This window comes from Paenibacillus sp. FSL L8-0641, from assembly GCF_038006265.1.
Classification (GTDB): domain Bacteria; phylum Bacillota; class Bacilli; order Paenibacillales; family Paenibacillaceae; genus Paenibacillus; species Paenibacillus polymyxa_D.
The window spans coordinates 4,996,571-5,016,402 of record NZ_JBBOUW010000001.1; the positions used below are offsets into that span (position 1 = coordinate 4,996,571).

The 19,832-nt window shown below is 44.2% G+C and carries 15 protein-coding genes; 3 read left to right on the forward strand and 12 right to left on the reverse strand.

What is annotated here, in order from left to right; translation table 11 throughout:
• Position 1: 1 nt before the first annotated feature.
• The 12 genes from flgL to MKY16_RS22590 all read right to left on the reverse strand — a co-directional run bounded on the left by flgL (position 2) and on the right by MKY16_RS22590 (position 14,039).
• Positions 2-922 (reverse strand): flagellar hook-associated protein FlgL, encoded by a 921-nt coding sequence (flgL, locus tag MKY16_RS22535; protein ID WP_340957085.1) that lies wholly within the window; start codon positions 920-922, stop codon positions 2-4.
• Positions 923-984: 62 nt separating this feature from the next.
• A complete protein-coding gene (gene flgK, locus MKY16_RS22540; RefSeq protein ID WP_340957086.1) occupies positions 985-2,553 on the reverse strand; it encodes a flagellar hook-associated protein FlgK in 1,569 nt (522 codons plus the stop codon).
• A gap of 18 nt (positions 2,554-2,571) precedes the next feature.
• Positions 2,572-3,072 (reverse strand): flagellar protein FlgN, encoded by a 501-nt coding sequence (locus tag MKY16_RS22545; RefSeq protein WP_029514588.1) that lies wholly within the window; start codon positions 3,070-3,072, stop codon positions 2,572-2,574.
• A 10-nt stretch (positions 3,073-3,082) separates the two neighbouring features.
• Complete coding sequence (gene flgM / locus MKY16_RS22550) at positions 3,083-3,358, reverse strand: flagellar biosynthesis anti-sigma factor FlgM (protein ID WP_029514589.1); 276 nt, start codon at positions 3,356-3,358, stop codon at positions 3,083-3,085.
• 196 nt (positions 3,359-3,554) lie between these two features.
• Entirely contained in the window at positions 3,555-3,965 is a 411-nt protein-coding gene (locus MKY16_RS22555) for a TIGR03826 family flagellar region protein (protein ID WP_069009992.1), read from the reverse strand.
• A 747-nt stretch (positions 3,966-4,712) separates the two neighbouring features.
• Positions 4,713-5,162: a LysM peptidoglycan-binding domain-containing protein gene (locus MKY16_RS22560; protein WP_340957088.1), complete on the reverse strand. Its 450-nt coding sequence runs from the start codon at positions 5,160-5,162 to the stop codon at positions 4,713-4,715.
• A 383-nt stretch (positions 5,163-5,545) separates the two neighbouring features.
• Positions 5,546-6,373: a ComF family protein gene (locus MKY16_RS22565; protein ID WP_241113434.1), complete on the reverse strand. Its 828-nt coding sequence runs from the start codon at positions 6,371-6,373 to the stop codon at positions 5,546-5,548.
• An 87-nt stretch (positions 6,374-6,460) separates the two neighbouring features.
• Positions 6,461-8,578: a DEAD/DEAH box helicase gene (locus tag MKY16_RS22570; RefSeq protein ID WP_340957092.1), complete on the reverse strand. Its 2,118-nt coding sequence runs from the start codon at positions 8,576-8,578 to the stop codon at positions 6,461-6,463.
• Positions 8,579-8,778: 200 nt separating this feature from the next.
• A complete protein-coding gene (locus MKY16_RS22575; RefSeq protein ID WP_340957094.1) occupies positions 8,779-9,219 on the reverse strand; it encodes a hypothetical protein in 441 nt (146 codons plus the stop codon).
• Positions 9,220-9,386: 167 nt separating this feature from the next.
• The gene (locus MKY16_RS22580) at positions 9,387-10,109 is read right to left on the reverse strand and encodes a response regulator (protein ID WP_007432713.1); all 723 of its coding nucleotides are present in this window, start codon (positions 10,107-10,109) and stop codon (positions 9,387-9,389) included.
• Between the two features lie 4 nt (positions 10,110-10,113).
• Positions 10,114-11,274: a sensor histidine kinase gene (locus MKY16_RS22585; RefSeq protein WP_013312293.1), complete on the reverse strand. Its 1,161-nt coding sequence runs from the start codon at positions 11,272-11,274 to the stop codon at positions 10,114-10,116.
• A 47-nt stretch (positions 11,275-11,321) separates the two neighbouring features.
• The gene (locus MKY16_RS22590; RefSeq protein WP_340957095.1) at positions 11,322-14,039 is read right to left on the reverse strand and encodes a stalk domain-containing protein; all 2,718 of its coding nucleotides are present in this window, start codon (positions 14,037-14,039) and stop codon (positions 11,322-11,324) included.
• A 266-nt stretch (positions 14,040-14,305) separates the two neighbouring features.
• On the opposite strand from MKY16_RS22590, the gene MKY16_RS22595 reads away from it, so the two are divergent.
• The 3 genes from MKY16_RS22595 to MKY16_RS22605 are packed head-to-tail and all read left to right on the forward strand — an operon-like array spanning position 14,306 to position 19,787.
• Positions 14,306-15,715 carry an efflux RND transporter periplasmic adaptor subunit gene (locus tag MKY16_RS22595; protein WP_340933427.1) on the forward strand — a complete coding sequence of 470 codons (1,410 nt, stop codon included), beginning with the start codon at positions 14,306-14,308 and terminating at the stop codon, positions 15,713-15,715.
• Positions 15,712-18,828: an efflux RND transporter permease subunit gene (locus tag MKY16_RS22600; protein WP_340957096.1), complete on the forward strand. Its 3,117-nt coding sequence runs from the start codon at positions 15,712-15,714 to the stop codon at positions 18,826-18,828. Before MKY16_RS22595 ends, MKY16_RS22600 begins: the two co-directional genes overlap by 4 nt.
• 56 nt (positions 18,829-18,884) lie before the next feature.
• Entirely contained in the window at positions 18,885-19,787 is a 903-nt protein-coding gene (locus MKY16_RS22605; RefSeq protein WP_340957100.1) for a TetR/AcrR family transcriptional regulator, read from the forward strand.
• Positions 19,788-19,832: the final 45 nt, after the last annotated feature.

Sequence of the window (19,832 nt, forward strand, 5' to 3'; positions counted from 1 at the left end):
ACTATCTTAAGAAATCAACTAATGATGCGGATATTATTTTAGCTCCAGCTGACAAAGAAGCATTGTAAATATTCTCTTGGATCTTGGAATTCATTAAAAGCTCAGCGTAATCCGCATCTTCCGTTTTTGATTGCAAATCCGTTAAGTTTACTTTCAGATCGCTCAAACGGCTTTGCATTAGCTCCACACGGTTGGATTTAGCTCCCATTTCCGACCGGACTTTCAGCATTTTCTCCACACGTGAATCAATATTAGCTAATTGATCCCCACTCGCTTTAATATCACCAGTTGCCAAAGCTGCAGATAGCTGATTAAAAATAGTAAATAAATTATCGGCATCCGTGCTTATCCCTACGACTTCATTACCTGTAACGTTAATGGGCAAAGCTACATTTTCACCCACTATAAAGTTAACATTTCCTGTATCCGTAGCAATTGATGCTGCTCCAGACGTATCATGCGTATTATCAGCATTCAAAGGGAGATCATAAGGCTTCTTGTCATAGGTCTGACCATTGAATATATATTTTCCATTCAATTGGCTGTTCACAACATCAATCATTTGTTCCTTAAGCTGACCAATTTCTTTATTGATGCTGTCCAGCGCAGATTGTGGATTAGTTCCCGTAGAGGCCTGTACTGTAAGTTCACGTACTCTTTGCATGATTTGGCCTGCCTGATCCATGACCGTATCATTAAAATCAAGCCAAGACACTGCGCTGTCCACATTCCGCTGGTATTGTTCATTTGAAGACAATTCAGATCGGTACCTTAAGGAATACGTAATCCCTACAGGATCATCAGAGGGCTTGTTCAGTTTACGTCCAGTCGCCATCTGGTTTTGCGTATTATTCATACGCTCAGAATTTCGATTCAAATTCAGCAGAAGCTGTGAGCTCAGCATATTGTTAGTAACTCGCATAATTACACCCCTCCGTAACTAAATACCACCTGTATATAAAAACACAAGATATTTAATCATCCTTATCTTCCCACTACACCTGTGGAGTTAATTAATTTATCCAATAATTGATCGAATGTGGTCATAAACCGAGCAGCGGCGCTGTAGGCATGCTGAAACTTAATCATATTGGACATTTCTTCATCCAGTGAAACACCACTCACAGACTGGCGCATAGTTTCAACCTGAGATACGAGGGCTGTTGAGTTTTGTGTCTGTCTTGTTGCCTCTTGAGCCTCTATACCCAACTGACCAATCATAGAACTGAAAAAGCTATCAATAGTAGCCTTGTTCCCTGTAGAAACAGAAGTGAAATTATTTAATTTCAAATTGGACATGAGGGATGCCAATGTATTATTGCCTTTAACCAATTCCTCAGTAGGAGCAGTGCCTGTTACACGAAGGGATGCTGCAATGGCGTTAGGATTATCTACTATAGCAGTATTTAACGTAATGTTGCCTGCCGTTATCGTCCCGCCATTATCTGAAGCTACAAAAAAAGGTTTACCTGCAACCATATTACCGTTAGCATCTTTATCTTCTTGGGTATAACCCAATTGATGCAAACCATTAAGACCTTTAACTGTAACTGTTAAATCCGATTGAAGTGTTCGGCTGGTCCCTGTGTAAGTCACTCCATTCAGGACAGTACCTTCTGGCAATACTGAGCCTTTAGGTAGCGTTACAGAAATATCACCGTTGGCCAATGTATTAGCAAGGTTATCCATTTGTGCAGTATAATCTGCTACAAATTGATCTCTGGAAATGATCATTCCATGTATTTCGCCTCCTTGCAAATCATTGGAAGCAAAAGCAGCTTGTAAAAAAGCGCCGTTAATACCAGTAGTCGGTGCAAACCCAGTTACTAATGCTTGACCACCCATATTAACGTTGTAGCCTTGATCAGTATCAGTTACCGTTACATTAACGATCTTCGAAATTTTATCGACGATCAAATCACGCTGGTCACGTAGATCATTAGCGTTATCTCCCAAGCCTTCAATTTTAGTAATTGATTGATTCAGGTCCGCTATGGAGTTCACATAACTTTGTAGCTCGCTAGACTTAGCCTCCACATTTGAGGTTAAATCCGCAGATAGATTGCTTAACTGTTTACTCATATGATTCATTGCATCAGTCAACGCAAGCGCATTTTCTTTAACAATAGTTCGTGCGGTTACACTTTCTGGGTCTTTACTTAAATCAGACCAAGATTTATAAAAGTTATCCAAAACCTTGCGAATCCCTGTATCAGACGGCTCATTCATAATCTGTTGTAGCTTATCAAGTGTGTTACTTCTAATTGTCCAACTACCCAGCTCAGTATTTTCTCCGCGGTACTGACTGTCCAAGAACTTCTCACGAATGCGTTCAATAGCATCAAATTCAACACCTGTTCCCAACTGACCAGGCACATTAGAACGGTTAATACCATATGCCTCCATAGGTATAGAAGCTCTCATCTTAACCGTTTGCCGTGTATAGCCTTCTGTGTTGGCATTAGCTATATTGTGTCCTGTTGTATTTAAAGCTGCCGTTTGTGTAAAAAGGCTTCTTTTAGCTGTTTCTATGGAATGAAATGTGGATGGCACTCTATTTTCCTCCTCGGATCAAGCCTTAGTGTCGAACAATCCAGGTCGTGCAGGTTGATTACTTTTCTGATCTGGATGCATATAAGTCATCTCCTGATTAGGACGACCTACAAGTAGATCTAACGAGTAATCAATAAACACCAACGATTGCTCGATGAGCTTTTGATTGATTGCATTAATTTCCTTTAATTCTGAGAGAGTGTGGGATAAGCGGCTCTGGACACTGAGGAGTTTGTTCTTATCTTCAGGATCAAAAACAAGGCGTGCCAGCTCGGTTATAGTCAAGTTAAGCTGAGACTTAATACCACGTTCACGAAGAAGCTCAAACGAAAACTCCATACGAGCTTCCTCTAGCTGTTCCACCTGTTTAAGGAGTCTGGATTCCTGATTCAAATGCTGAACCAGGCTATCCATATCATTTTCCATAACAATTTTTTTCTTACTTTTAGCTAATTCTAATAAGATAAGATGCTTTTGATCTAGCTGCTCCAGCACATCAATCAAACGCTCTAAAGGCATATTCCTTCACCTAGCTTTCGGAAGACTGCTTGAAGTAAGGTAACAGCTTATCTGCAATTTTATCGGCATCTACACGATAGGTTCCCGAAGCTACTTGTTGCTTAAGCTCCTGAATTTTCTTAACACGATCTGCATCACTGCTGCGGTTCAGCATTTCCATCGCTTCCGGAGAAATCGAAACCTCGTCCTTGCGGCGGGACTTCTTAAGCTCCTCTTGACGTCCTGTTTCAATATTTCGCTGATATGGATTAATAGCTCCGATGCGGTTGGTCTCGTTAATTTTCATAACTTCCACCTTCCTTAGTTATTTGATATGGTCAGAATGTATCAGACGACATAGCGTCGAGCATGGTTCGTATTATGCCTCACTTCTTTATTTTGTGCATGGTTGCTAAAAATAAAAAAACCGATAAGCTCTATAAAGATTATCGGCGGTATTTGAAACTTTTTGAATAGCTGAATGTGTTTTTAATTCCCCTGTACTACTTTCCACGAAGTTTATCAATCGCGCTGTAGGTACCTGAGCCCATATTATTACTTTGATCCTGATTACTACTTTCGCGTACAGCCTGATGCAGGTCTTTAGTCAGACGTGTTCGACAAGAATCGCACATATGTCCTGCACGAATCGGTATCCCACATACCTCGCAAGGATACGTCATATTGGGTGCATTAGCAATGGAAATACGTCCCTCGCGTATAAATGTCGTGATTTGCTTTACGGATACCTCAGTAGCCTCCGAAAGCTCATGCATATGAATGCCCTTATTCTCACGTATATGTTTGACACAGCGTTCGTATTCAATTTCAATTTCTTTAATACAGTTCTGGCAGATTCCCCTGACGTTCATAATAAACAGCTTTCCACATCGAGGACAGTTATCCAAATTCATCCTCTGTAGCGCCCCTTTCCAATTTCCGATCTTTAAAATACTTTTATCCTTACATTACCTTATAATGAAGAGCCTCGTCTAGCAAATATTTCAAAAGGAGATTTTCAGATTTTACACAATTGCACATCTTATAAGTTATCATATTAAAAGTATAAGAGAGAATGACCCATCAGCAAAAGTTTCTCTACATCTATATGCATCAATATGCAATGACATAAAAATAAAGAAAGCCCATGAAAGCTAATAACTCAGTCTAGTGTCTGTGTCTATTTATCGTCAAACATTGCTCCGTACTTTAGATAGAAAATAAAATAAGCGCCATTCCAGTTGTTTTCGGGAATAGCGCTTCATTATAAAATTAAAATAGCTATATGAATATGAGTAAATGTAGAAATTAATTATCAAGATGAGGGAAAAACCGGGCGAAACAATCCTCAGAAGAATTCATGTTCACCTGTGCCCCGAATGACATCAAGATAGCCCTGTAAATCCGGGGGAACGGCGCCCATACGAATGCTCCGCACATGGAGTGTGGGTATTCATAAATCTCATGGACCTAACATCATCTCAACTTATAACCTACCTGAAATCAAGCTAGATACACCAGTGGAAATTTGCAACCCAAAAAAACAAGCTATTTCACAAATAATTGTTCAAAAAAGCATTGTTTTAATAGAGGCCTTCCCGTATACTATAGTCAAACGCTTGGTTTAAAAAACATACTTCATTATACGTTTATAATGATAATTATTTTGTGTTTGTGTTTGTTTGCGGTACTTGTAGTTCTTGACCTACTTTAACCAAGTTGTTAATTTTAACCAATTCCTCAACAGTTACACCGTATTTTTCAGCAATAGAAGCCAATGTGTCGCCTTCTTGAACATTTACAGAGATTGTTTTTTTAGTTGTTGCTGGTTTTGTGGTTGTTGCTTGATTGTTGTTCTCAGTAGCTGGTTGAACTGGTGTTGTAGCTGCTGAATCTTCAGTAGTTTCAGTTCCAAAAAGTTTTGCTTCAAATGCTTTTTGTGCTGCTTCTTGTTGTTGAATGATCAGTTGTTCTTCAATTTGATCCTTGTTGTAATCTGAGCCGGATTTTGCCATTACTTGACCTGTTGCAAGTGGACTCAACAAAGATACTGCACCTAAACTAACTGCCAACATGCTAGATACTGTTACTTTTTTCATTACGTTTTTCATGATTTATTCTCTCCTCTTTTTAACTTTAAATTTTAATTAACTGCTTTACTACTGAGCGAGACACTCCCAATGTCCGCTCTTTAGTCATTAGCTAATCACTTATAACCAATCATGTTAGCTATCAACAGATAGAAATTGTACTCCTCTTTTCCAAAAAAATCAACCTCTAAATTGAAATATTCTGTTTTCATCCCTCACTTCCTTACTTTTTGTTTGTCTCTATATTTTTTATTATATACCTCTCTCTAGCTTGTTGTCAAATCCTGCTGATTGTACGGCTTAAAAGACTTTTTGCTCTATCATTTAACCCTTCTTTCAAGAGAATTATAACCTTTTTTTCATAGTTTCAAGCGAAATTTATGGGGAATACCAGATATTTAGACTTATGATCTTGCTAAGGTCAGGCAAAAAATAGTCAAATGTATTCCTTGCTCTAATGCCTTTTCTCTCAAAACACGTGCACACGCCTGCAATGTGCTCCCCGTTGTATAAATATCATCAACAAGCAAAACGGTAACGGAAAGCTTATTTTCCGTAACACATTGAGATTTAGCTTTTAAAATAAAAGACTTCAGCAAATTTGTCATATTGGGGTGAACAGAAAACGCATTATTCATTGTGTTCATGCGTTCCTTTTTTGATTTAAAGCTTTGTTTGCCTGTATCTTGTGGACGAGCAAGTAAAGATAGGAAGGGGAGCTTATTCCGCTTAGCAATCTCTTCTGCCAAGATCCGAGCCTGATTGAAACCTCGCTCTGACAGCCTCTTCTCACTTACCGGAACACAGGTCACTACATCCACACTCCACAAAGATCGCTTGAAACGAGAATGTTTAAGACCTGCAAACTCATACCTCATCGCCTGATAGGCTCGATTCATGATCTCACCCAGCAGGGAACCATACTTTTCATTCCCGCGATATTTGAACTGCCCAATCCATTCTCTCATCATTGGTGTATAGCTGGTTGCACTCCGATTGCACACATAGTAACGTACTAATCGGTGAAGCCTTATGCAATCCGGGCAAGACGTTGGACGTCCACAATAAACACAACGAATATCGTAAACCCAAGGAATTTGAAGTGAACAAGAAGTACAAATCCCGGGGAATTCGGAAAAACGACCTGTGAGAGTGCCGCAAGCCATACATGTTTGGGACTGGCGATGGAATAACCAATTCAAAAATAGACGGGTTGTTGGAATCATCCCCATATCAGAATGCACCTTTCTTGGTAGCTTACGTACCGACATTGTTTCAGGTTTCACATTTCCAAAAAAACTTTTTTTTATTTAATGCATTTAGTGCTTCGCCTCCTTCAGGTATCCTCTTTTCCGAGCCAGTTCATTCATACGTTTAATCTGTCTAATTGCTCTTTTTTGACCTCGTGTCCATTGGGGGGATGTAAAAATAACAACTCCACATGGGTCATCCTTGGACCTGCCCGCGCGACCAGCCATTTGGACAAGAGAGGCTTCATCGAAAAGACTACTATCCGCGTCTAATACGTACACATCACTCCGTGGAACAGTTACCCCTCGCTCCAAAATAGTCGTTGTAACCAGAACACGTATTTCAGTAGCTCGAAATAAGCGCACTTTAGCGGTTCTTTCTTCATCCTGTGAGGAGGTGCCTGCAATAGGTACATCAGGTAATAGTTTAATCAGCAGCTTCACAAGTCCCTGAATATGTGAGATTCGTGTCACAAACAGGAAAACCTGTGCCCCACGTTGTATGGATACGCGTAGGCGTTGAATAAAGGATGCGGGAAGCCGACCTTTTTGCAGCCATTGTTGCACTGAAGCAGCCCCCAAACGAAATGGGACAGGTAGAGGATGACGATGAAAACGAACGGGAACCTTGGCGTGTGGCAGCAGACCTCGTGCAGCCTCTTTCTGCAAGGATTGCGGTGGTGTAGCTGACAGATAGATAAACTTCCCCTTCGGCTTACATACTGCTCGTGCAGCAAAGGCAAGCATAGGATCATTGTGATAAGGAAACGCGTCAATCTCATCAATCACAACCAAATCAAAAGCTTGACGATAACGCAATAGCTGATGTGTCGTTGCCAGTGTCAGCTGTCCCCTTTGCCAGCGTTCTGCGCTTCCCCCATAGAGCGTCACCATGCTCACATCGGGAAAAGCAATGGCCAAACGAGGGGCTAACTCCAGTACCACGTCACGGCGTGGTGTTGCCACAAGTGCCGTTCCTCCGTGGTCTAGCACATATTGCAATAGCGGAAACATCATTTCCGTCTTGCCTGCGCCCGTTACGGCCCAGAGCAAAAAACGCTCTACCTTAGTACCAGGCACCTGCTGATCAGCAGCGTTGTGCCTCGCACCTTCGCCAGGTTTCGGCGAAGACTGTCTGCTACGGGCAAGGTTGCTGCCCTGCGAAGTGGCAGCATCTGATCCCCGGCACGCAACAAAGTCGCGCCGGAACAACGCCCGGAGCCCACGGCCTTCCGGGCGAAAATGTCCCCGCACTCCGCCGTGCGGTGTGGCTAAAAAGCGCAGCGCCGCTTCGGCGGCGGCACGCTGCGCTGGGCTTAGCCCCCAGCGGTCGAGTTCCGTCGCCGGGGCTATGCCTGCTGTGCACGGCAGCGCGGGTTTCGCTGCACCGCGCAGCAGCAGCGAGCATTCACGGCTGCGTCCAAGTGAGAGACATGTCTCGCAGTAGGCGCACGCCTTACGGCCGCACGATGCGCAGCTCGTGCGGTGCACTATCCCGCTGCCACAACGGTTGCAGCGGAGTTCATGCGTACGCGCGGCAGACCAGCGCGTGCGAGGTGCTGGATCGAGGCCAGTAGCAAAGCTGAGTCGGCCTTGCAGATATGCAAGTTGTGCAGCGGATCGCCAAGTACGCTCCAAACCTGGCGCTGCCTCTGCCAGTAGCGCTTCGACTTCTGGAACGAGTAACTGGCGTCCTGACAACAAATTAGCCAGCTCATTCGCTTGTCGTGTTAAACACTCCCTCTCCAATCCATCCATTCCCGTGACGAGGTCCCTTTTTTGAATAGAACGTAAACCTCCCTTTGTTTCTCGTCTCTCATCCCCACTTTCTGTGCGAGAAGTCCAACCTTGTACATGATCCCAAATGCATATATTCTCTACTCCTCCAGATAAAATTCGTTCTCCGTCAAAAGGTTCAAGAGCCAGTTCACTTTTTAGCTGTGCGATAATATAAGCCCACCACTGCCGTTTCCCCCATCGCTCCATACCTACTAATTCCTTAAATGTTTCACACAGCTTTGTTCCCCAGGACAAGGGGAGCTCATCTCCTAATAACACCCACCTTTCGACAACATTCCCCTGCCCCTCATCTGGATTCATCCACCATGTCATATCTACTCGAATATCCACAGTTAATCGGAGATTCCAATTCCCCTTATACCTCACTGCATATACTGCAATTTTCACCTTCCCCTTCTCCTCCCATTCATGACTTTTTGGGTTCTTATCACCCCAGAGAACAGCAAAAAAGCACACTTCTGTGGCTAATAGCCTGAAGTGTGCTTCACATCAAGTAGATCTCAACGATATCCCTGTTGTCTTGCCTATGCAACTGTTTATGAACATTTATATCCGATTTTGACCACGATGTCCACAATCCCCTGTCGCTAAGGAACAAGCGGGGCGTCCACCAACGACTTGACTGTTCTAAGATCAATAACAACTTGCTTTTCACCGCCTGACTTCGGTAAAACCGGGTTCCCCGGTGAAAAACGACTCGAAATGACTGAAACATCCATATGACTATAGCGCACTAGCCGTGTCAGAATCGGTAGCGTATCGTCCATAGATTCATCATCCAGTACCGTCACATGTAGCGGCCTCCGGTGCAGCCAGGCAAGTATGTTCAACGAACGCATCACCCATTCCACACGATCTCCGTCATTGGACGTAATCACAATATAGCGAATCGCGCGATGACCTGGAGATATCGCGCATGAATCTTCGCCATTGTGATAAGCCTGAACCGCCTGTCGTATATACATAAGATGCACGACAGCGGCCCCCACGCCGTATATAAGCAATATCCAAACCAAGTGAGCCGTCACGAGGGTTCCACCTCCTCCTATAGCGACAATATATGCCGTATAACAGGAAGAGGTGTCACGGTTATGTACTGGGTTTCTGTATGAGCGGATATCGCCCGGAGTGAAAGACGGTACAGCATTCATATCTATTAGCAGCTGCATCGTCTAATGCATGGAAAAACTACACTTTACAGCGTAACCCATCCATATTTGATTGAGTTAATAACTGCTTGTGTACGGTCATCAACCTCCATTTTTTGCAAAATACTGCTGACATGGTTTTTGACCGTTTTCTCACTAATGAATAAATATTCACCGATCATCTTGTTGCTCTTACCTTCAGCCATCAGACGCAATACTTCAGCTTCACGACGGGTCAATGGATTATTTTCACCTGCGACAAACTTCACGCCGGCTTCCTTCGTATGACCTTCAGCCATAGCCCCTGTTTCATTCAAGTAGGTCATCCGGCGGAGTTGCTGAATGAGCTTACCTGTTACCTTCGGATGGATAAACGCATAGCCTTCATGAACCGAACGAATAGCATTAATGAGGGACTCGGCCTCCATATCCTTTAACAGATAACCATTGGCTCCCTTGCGCAACGTCTCAAATACATAGCTTTCATCATCATGAATGGATAAAATGATAACTTTGACATCCGGGAACATCTCACGCAGTTTTTCAGTTGCCTCTACACCATTTTCGATTGGCATATTAATGTCCATTAGAACAATATCCGGTTTCTCTACGTTACAGAATTCCAACACTTGAATACCATCGCCACATTCTCCGATGACCTCAATGTCGTCCTCCATATTCAAAATACGTTTAAGTCCTTCACGGAACAACTGATGATCGTCCGCTAAGAGAACTTTAATGGGTGCATTGCTAATTTCCTGATTTTCCATGTTGTTACTCCTTTCCCTTTTCCACGTTGGTTGGGATATGAATCACTATCTTGGTGCCTTGATTCTCAGCTGATTCGATCTCCATTCTCCCCTCGAGCAGTTCAACCCTTTCCCGCATACCAATCAGACCAAAATGCCCATGATCTTTGCTTTTTTGCTGAAAAAGCTCTGGCTTAAAGCCCAAACCATTATCCTGCACCACGATTTTTACAAGCTGCGCCTGATAGGTAATCTCAACAAGCACATAGGTAGGATAAGCATGCTTGGCAGCATTGGTCAAAGCTTCCTGGATCAGACGGTAAATGGCTGCTTCCATCGCGGAAGAGAGACGGTGTTCCTTGCCCCTTGTTTCAAAAAGCGATCTAATCTTCGTTTTTTCTTCAAAATCCTGCACATATTTCCGGAGCGTCGGAATAAGTCCCAGGTCATCCAGGGCCATAGGACGCAAATTGAAAATGACCTTTCGCATTTCCTCAAGACTGGAGCGAACCTGTTTCTTTAAGTCTACTATTTCGTCCTGAACCATCTTAAATTCCTGCTTGGCGATCATTCTTTCCACAATTTCCGTCCTAAGCACTAGATGCGCAAGGAGCTGCGCAGGTCCATCGTGAATTTCACGGGATATGCGTTTGCGCTCCTCTTCCTGAGCCAAAATAATTTTCAGACCAATAAACTGCCGGTTTTTAGCCGATTCGATGATCCGCGTCACTTGTCCCAATTCGCCCGACAAATATTCCAGCACGACTCCCATCTGCGAACCGATGGTTTCGGCGCGCTCGACAGAAGCCTCAACACTTTTGGCCCGCTTTTGAAGATCATCTCTTCTGGCTTTGAGATACATTTCCTTCTCGCGGAAAATCATCACATCGAGTTGAAGCTGTGTTGCCTTCTCATAAGCCTGCTTGATATCCTCTTCCGAATAGCGAACGAAGTCACGGCTGACCTCAGTCAACCGAATGCGGGACCGCCGATAGTTCATTTCCAGCTGGTCCACCTTTTCGATCGTTTCTGCTGTTTCCTTCAAGACGCTCTGGAGCTCCTGATTTAATGTGACCAGCTCGGTCCGGGCCGTGTCCAATATTTCGAACATCTGATATTTGCTGTTCTCCATCACCTGGATGGCATTTTTAATGACTCGGTCTATGATATCGGCTTGAAAGTCCACAAATGTTCTACTCCAATCCTAGCATTTCAAGTATATATCATACCATATCATGATTGAAGGGTGATGGTCTTCGTTTCTTGTTCCCATTTTACAGTCATTCCTAACTGCTCAGACACGAGTCTCAACGGGACTAAAGTCCTACCCCCTAGCACAACGGGTGCAACATCAGTACTTTGACGTTTCCCGTTCAGAACAACTTCTTTTTTCCCTACGGTCAAATCCATCAGCGCACCACCGCGCATAACGGTGATCCGTTGATCGCCCGCATTCCATTTGGCTTGTCCGCCAAATGCGTCCAGCACATACTTAATCGGAACATACGTTGAACCATCGCGAGTCATCGGAGCTGCATCAATTGTTGTAGGTGTTCCGTTTACTGTCATTGATTTTTGTCCGATCGTCATTTGAGCTGTTCCCTTTTTAAGTCCTTCTGTGCCGACCGTTCCCGGTGTATTAAAAGAAATATTATCAAAAGCAACATTGCCTGTTTTAGCACGCTCGTCCTGACCTTCCGCCACATTGACCACATAAAGACGTTTCAGCTTCGCTGGATACGAAATATTCAAACCGCTCATATCTGCATTAATGGTTTTCCAACCGTTCCAGTCGATCACTTTAGCGAGATCAATATATGCTGTTTTGCCTTGGGCATCCTCTAGCTCCGCACGCAGCCAGTTCAGACTCTTATCCCCTCTGGCATCAATTGAGATGGAAGTAGCCGCCTGTTCAAGCTTTTTCCCGGACGTGCCGTTCAATTGGGCGTAAGCATACATTTTACCACTGCCATTTGTCATATCGTAGTTCAGTTCCAGCACTTTGGAATTGGCATGGTCGCCATCTCCTTGTACAACAGCCACTGTGCCGGTAACACCTTCCATATTCGAAGTAAAATCAATCGGATACGAAACATTTTCGAAGTTCTCCCATTTGTTCGTACTTGCTCCGCCAGCAGACAAGAAGACGACAGCGCTGAAACCATCATAGCGACCGATGGCATAGCCCGTTTTCACGCCTGCATCCACCGTATTTACTGTAAGTTGATTGTCCTTAACGCTTCCCTTAAAGCCAATGAACTCCCATTTGAGCGCATCTGACGTAATGCTGACACTCTGTCCATCTTTCGTCTTTGCCGTTACCGGTACAGCGATTTTAGCTCCAGCGGTAAGCGAGCCAGTTCCACTTCCTGCGGTGAGTGATGAAATTTCATCTGCTCCAAGCACGGTGACCTTAGTTGTAGCGCTGGCTGAGCCACTGGATGCCGTTAAAGTAGCCGTTCCCGGTTTTGCTCCCTTCACAACGCCGCCGCTCACTGACACAACAGCCGGGTTGCTGGACTTCCACGTCACTTGTACTTTTGAGGTATCGAATGGATTGTAGTAGTTGTCATAGCCTTTGAAGGAATAGCTTCCGGTCTGACCAATCAGCAGCGTTTTATTGCCCTTGATGGTGAAACCTTTGAGCGTTCCTTTAGGAGCATTGGTATATACCCCCACTCCATTTACGATACTACGTTGCTCTGTACCATATTCCGTATTGAACGTAAGTCCCGCTGTCGTATCTCCCAAATCACGAGTCACCATGGTGGTAGAACCGCCCCCATCGAGGTTCATACCCTTCCAGACGCCAATATCTTTCATCAGCGTTTGCAGCTCGCTCAGAGATACACCAACGCTGTTCCCATTCTTCTCAACGGCAATGACATAAGCGTAACGCTTGTCACGGGAATATCCCAAAGCTGTACGCGCACGCGTCCCGCCTATGCTTGTTGTGCTCCGGGAAAAAGAGGTTTTCTGACCGTCATTTACTAATATGGTATGTCCACCAATCATCATCTGAAGGTTGGAAGGATCTACTTCACTCCCTGTCGATTTAACACGAAGGCGATAGCTCGTTTCTACGGTCTGTCCCACGGTCAGATGCGCTTTGGCATAATCAGCCGCTTTACCGTGAGTACGTAAAATATAGCCATCCTGCGGAACGGTCATATTCAATGTAGCATTGTCGGAGACTTGCGTAACCACACCATTTTGTACCAATACCTCGGTAGGCGTTGTCGAACTGTTTTTGGGCCGCTCAATTGCTTTCCAAGCAGATGTATAAATATACATAGCATTAGAGTGACTATAACTGCCCCCGCTCGTCTCAGGCGAATACGAAGCCTTGTTCATCCCCGCCAAAGAGAAAGACGACCCGTCTCCAGCTTTTACTGTTCCTTCAAAAGTAAACTGCTCCACCATCGGAGAACCATCTTTGGTTACAGCAAAGGCATACATGCCCGTTAAATCAGATGGAGTAGACATCAACACACCCTTGGATACTTGTCCACCGATCGGAGCTCCCTCGCTTGAGGTATTAAAATAATCCCCGTTTACACCAGCAACCGCTCCAGTCTCTTTTGCCATGCCGCCTGTGCTCTGCCGGGTCGTAAACTGTCCATTCTTCCCCGTCATGACATCCAGCTTAACGTACGGGTTTTGCAAGTCTACTCGAATGATATCAGCCAGTGCTGTTCCTTTGGACCCTTTAAAACGATATTTCAATAATGTTGCACCCGAAGTAATAATCTCTTCTCCCAATTTTACAGTTGAACCAGAGGCTGCACTTGCGATTGGAGCAGACATCCAGCCATTCAAGGGGATTAGAGCCCCAGTTCCAGCAACCGGACCGACCCATAATACCCCTGCCAGTGTTAACACGGCCCATCTTTTAGCGATTCCTCTGCCATTAACTTTCACTTCACTCTGTTTCTTATTACTTAAAAACATTTGGATAATAGCTCCCATCTTCAATGTATTTAAACGGTTTTGTTCCGCGCATGTACTCTATCAATAAACAAAAAAATCCTCTTATGTTAATAGACTTATTATATAGGCAAAAGTTACGAAAGTCCCGTCAACTAATTCATAAAATCTAAAACGATGAATTGACGAATGCAATATCGGCGCACTATAATACATTTGAACTTGTTAGTTCAAATAATACTGATTAGTTCACTTCTCTAATTATGACCCTATCGGAAGGATTGATAATCATGAATAAACAACGGGCCATCATCATATCTACTTTATCCCTGTGCATCGCAATGACCGGATGTTCTACAGAAAAAAAAGATGCCGCTCTAGGTTCATCTGTACAGCCAACCGTTGTGCGGACCGCAATCGTCAAATCAACGCCACTTCATACTGCCTACAACTTGTCAGGCACTCTTCAAGCCTATGAAGAACGTACACTGGCTTTTCAGAACGGAGGTATCGTCGCTAGCGCAGAAATCACTACCGGGACGGCTGTACAGAAAGGTACAACCATTGCCCGTCTAGATGACGCTGACTATAGACTGCAGGTTGCACAGGCGACAGCCTCTATTCAAGAGGCCTTGGCCGGTATAGATAACGCACAGGCTAATTTACAGGCTGCTACCTCCGCGATTCAATCCGCCGATGCCGGCATTACAGGAGCTCGCGCGAATGTTAACAAGGTCAATAAAGGCGCACGTGCTCAAGAGAAACAACAAGCGCAAGCTACTGTAGATAAGGCACAAAGCGCTTATAACAAGGCCAAGACGGATAGCGAGCGCACACAGAAGCTGTTTGAGGCAGGCGCTGCTACCGCATCAGATAATGAAAATGCTCACCTGAATGCTACCGCAGCCCTGAAAGACTTGGAACAAGCCAAGGAATCCCTGTCCCTTTTGCTGGAAGGGGCCACAGCCGAAGATCATCAATCCGCCCAAGCTTCCTTTCAAGATGCGCTTGCAGGTAAAAGCAAAGCCCTAGCGGCCAGTGAACAGGCTGTGGCTTCCCAAAAACAAGCCCATGCCAACTACGAAAAAGCCCTTGTTGCCAAGGGGCAGGCAGAACTTGCACTTTCACGCACACGTCTAATCTCTCCTGTGAACGGTGTAATCTTAGAAAAAATCGTGAATACAGGTGATTTGGTCGCGTCAGGGCAAGCCGTCTATCGCATAGGCTCCATCGACCGCCTCAAAGTACTACTTCCTGTACCAGACAGTGAAATTAAGGATTGGAAAAAGGGTCAACAAGTAGAAGTGGCGCTCTATGAAGAGACCCGTCAAGGTACGGTGTCTAACGTCTATCCTTCAACCAGCACCGACACAGGAAGGGTTAACGTAGAGATTGTTATAAACAATCCACAGCGAGACTGGTTACCCGGTCAGGTCATTAAAGCTGCTCAACAGGTGACCGACAAGAATGGGATTCTCGTTCCTGCCGAAGCAGTCATTAACACGGGAAGCAAGCCTTTTATTTTCAAAGACATTCAAGGAAAAGCTGTTAAAACCCCTGTGGAGCTTGGTAATCAGGTTGTAGATAATCAGTTGCAAATCGTATCGGGACTTCGTGAAGGCGAACGTATTATCGTTAAAGGGGCAGAAAACCTGTTTGATGGAAATGCGATTCAGTCGGAGGAAGGCGGACGCCCATGATTGAGTACATCGTAAAAAAACGAAAAATTACATTGCTGTTTTTTGTCATGCTGATTTTGGTCGGAATCTTCGGTTTTTTCCAGTTACCACAGCAGGAAATGCCGGATGTCACCATACAGAATGCTATGGTAACAACAGTCTACCCTGGTGCTTCACCACAAAAAGTAGAACAAACCGTAACTAAAGAGCTGGAGAAACGCATTAAGGAAGTTGAAGGTGTTAAAACGATTAGTTCGACTTCTGGTAACGGATTCTCCTCTATTTTAATTGAATCCAAAAACGGAGTTGATCCTCAAACGGTTTGGGATGATATGCGTAAAAAAGTGCAAGATGCACAAGCTGATCTTCCTCAAGGCGCTGAAGTGCCTGTTGTAAATGACAAACTAACCAGCTCTTTTATCGGCTCCTATGCCCTGACGGCTGACTCTTCCGCACCTCTGTATAAACTAAATGATTTAACAACGACTTGGAAAGATCAGCTCAATACCATTTCTGGCGTATCTAGCGTCAAATTCAATGGTCTCCCTGATCAAGAAGTACGTGTCCATATTGACAATCAGAAACTTCAGCAATACCAGCTTTCGTGGGGACAAGTGGCTCAAGCGGTTCAGGCTCAAATTGATCGGGTCCCTACTGGTAATATTGAATACAACGGACGTACCTATCAACTTATTGTTCGCGAGACCGAAAAAGCTGATGAATTGAATCAGGTCCTTTTGACACGCACCAAAGAGGGTAATCCTGTTTATTTGAGAGATATCGGCACAACGGAGCTGGCCCATCCTAATACAGAATACTTTGCCTATGTAGAGGGTAAACCGGCCATTACGTTAAGTATTGGAGCAGAAACAGGCACAGACATCCCTTCTATGAGCGAAAAGGTCAATACCAAGCTCAAAGAACTGGAAAAAACACTTCCCGCAGGTGTTCACTTTCAAACTCTTTTTGCACAAAAGGATCAGGTAAGCCATATCTTTGACGACTTAAAGCGTGAAACGATTCTTGCGATTGTGGCCGTTATTCTCGTTTGTATGTTGGGGCTGAATTTGCTCACCTCTGCATTTGTTGCACTGGCCATTCCTATTTCGGTTTCGATTGCCATTATCTTTTTGCCTATGTTCGGCATCACTCTAAATCAGATTTCCGTTGTCGGTCTGATCATCGTACTCGGCATACTCGTGGATGATGCCGTAGTTGTAAATGATAATATTGAGCGTAGACTTACGGAATTAGGAGAATCACCCTCAGTCGCAGCTGTAAAAGGTACCAAAGAGGTCATGCTTTCTATTTTGGTTGCAACTCTGGCTACCATCTCAGCTTTCGCGCCATTGTTGTTTCTTCCTGGAAATGTAGGTGCCTTTATTAAACCTATTCCTGCTATTGTCTCCCTGACCATGCTTGCCTCTATGATCATGTCGCTCACCATCATCCCTATTTTTCGAGAATGGTATGAGAAGCGCAGACAGGCTCGTCACCCTCAGGGTAAATCTAAACCAGCAGGCTTGCTCGGCCAGCAGATTCATTCTTTAAACAAGCTCTATTCACAAAAACTGATGCCTAAGGTCATTCAGCGTCCCTTGTTGACAGCCATGGTCGGACTCATGCTTGGAACAGCCGCCTATGGATTAGTTCCCTTTACCTCAGTTGAACTTTTTCCTGAGTCGGAAGATCCTCATGTTGCACTAAATGTAAAAATGCCTGTAGGCACTTCAATTGCGGAAACCGACCAGGTCGTTAAAGACCTTGCAGGCTGGGTGAAAAAGCAACCTGAAACTTCCAAGGTCGTCTACAGCGCTGGAGGGACTGCCCCACAACTGTTTAGTGACATTAATAGTTCGGGTGGAAATATTAGTTATAACGAAACGGTGGGGCAGATTGCTGTCGTCGGCAAAGAAAACGTATTCGATCTCAATACGACAGTTGATGCTTGGGAACAACATGTTAAGAAATCCTACCCTGGAGTTACAGTTACGATGTATGTTCCTCGTCTCGGGATTCCAGTGGGTAAGCCCGTTTCTATTCGTATCTCAGGTCAGGATCTGAATGAACTGCAAACTCTTGCCCAAAAGGCAAAGGAGCAGATCGCGACAGTAGAGGGCACAACAGGCATCGTGGATGATATAGGAATTGAACGATATGCACTGGAGCTTGAGGTCAACAAACAAGCGATGGATCAATACCTGGTAAGTTACACAGATTTGACTCGCACCCTGCTTCTATTAAAAGAAGGAGCCCAAGTCAGCCAATTTGATACTGGAAACAGTCTGGTGGATATTAAAATGTATTTGAATCACAGCGACGAGGAGCCAAGTAAGCTTTTCCAACAATTAAGTGTAGTTAATGCAGCTGGTAAGCAAATTCCATTAAACCAGCTTGTCCAGATTAAGCCGTCATTTGCTATTCAGCAAATCAAGCATTACAATATGGAGCGGACGATTACGGTGGAAGCCGATTTGAACGGACGAACTGCAAGCGAAGCGATGGTTGATGTTGAAAGTAAGCTGGCGCAAATGAAGTTCCCAGAAGGCTACAAATGGGAGGTTGGTGGGGAAACCTCTGACCAATCGACCATATTCAAGGACTTAGGACAGCTGGCTATCGTTGTAGTCTTGCTCATTTTACTCTTGATTACTATGCAATTTTATTCTCTCTCCATTCCTATTATTATTATGACGACCGTGTACCTGGCAGCAGCCGGCGGGATTATTGGTATTTTCTTAACCGATATGCCTATCGGTTTTATGAGCATCATGGGAATCATTGCACTCGCGGGCATTGTTGTGCGGAATGGGATTGTGTTAATTGAATTTATCGAGGATGCACGACATGAAGGAATGGAATTGAAGGAAGCCGTAATACAGGCGGCCGCCGCTCGCTTCAGACCAATTTTATTGACATCCTTGGCCGCCATTGTAGGTATGATTCCGTTGGCACTATTGGGAAGCCTGCTCTTTAAGCCACTGGCGTTTACCGTCATTTTCGGTTTGTTATTCTCGACCTTGTTAACCTTGTTTGTCGTGCCATCCTTGTATATGATTATGGCCAAGTACAAGATGCGCCGTCAACTCAAAAGACAGCAGCACACAGTTATCACACGTGACCAACCTTTATGATGTACGAAGTGAATTCGCATGCTGTCGAGTTAGTCGGTCCCTAGGGGGAAGTATGTATGGAAAGTAAAAAAAATGATATTTTACAGGCGGCCATTCGGCTGTTCTCTAGAAAAGGCTATTATTCAACATCTGTTGAAGAAATCGCCAAAGAAAGTGGGATGGCGAAGGCATCCTTTTATAAATATTTTCAAGGAAAAGAAGAACTCCCTCTAGAAATGTGTATCATTCTAGAAAATAACATTGAACAAGACATCCGGGCTCTCTACAGTAAACCTAATCTTTCTAAGCACGATAAACTGCACGGTTTTATTGTACTTTACTTGAAAAATCTCGTTGAAAACAAAGTGTATCTCATGATGGATCTTCCTGAGCCTTCCATGCTTATTTTTCAGAATGAACAACTCAATTACGCATTCGAGAATCATGAATACAAATTGTACAAATGGGTTCGCGACTGCCTGATTGATATTTTTGGACCGAGCATTGAAGATCATGCTTGGGACATGACCTTTGTACTTAAAAGCATTGTGTTTGAATATATTCGCTTCTTTGCCGATCGGATGAATGATGAAACGATTGAGCATCTAACACAGTTTATTATTTTCTTATCCAGTTCCTTGGCAACCAGTCTGAACAATGCTGATTCAGCTCCACATTTGTTCTGGAGCAAGCAAGGCTGGTTACCCGAAAGTGCTCTAAGTAATCCCTTTGATCAAGGCCGTCAAATTAACAGCCTGCTCCACTCTTTGGAAGAAAGTATACTGCTGTCTTCGTGGAGTTCAGAGGAGAAACAGGAGTGTCAGCAAATCTTCGCTCATTTAAAGGAAGAGGCTCTAAAATCGACCCCTCAGAAAGGTCTCCTAAAAGCCCTTTTTGCGTATTTGGAGCAGTACAAGGAACTGCAGAAGGTTTGTCGTTTACTTAAAAATTTATTGGACCATGCACCGATATCCGAGTAGTCACTCCGTATTCGGTACTTCAGTGCAAATTCATACTTAACAGCG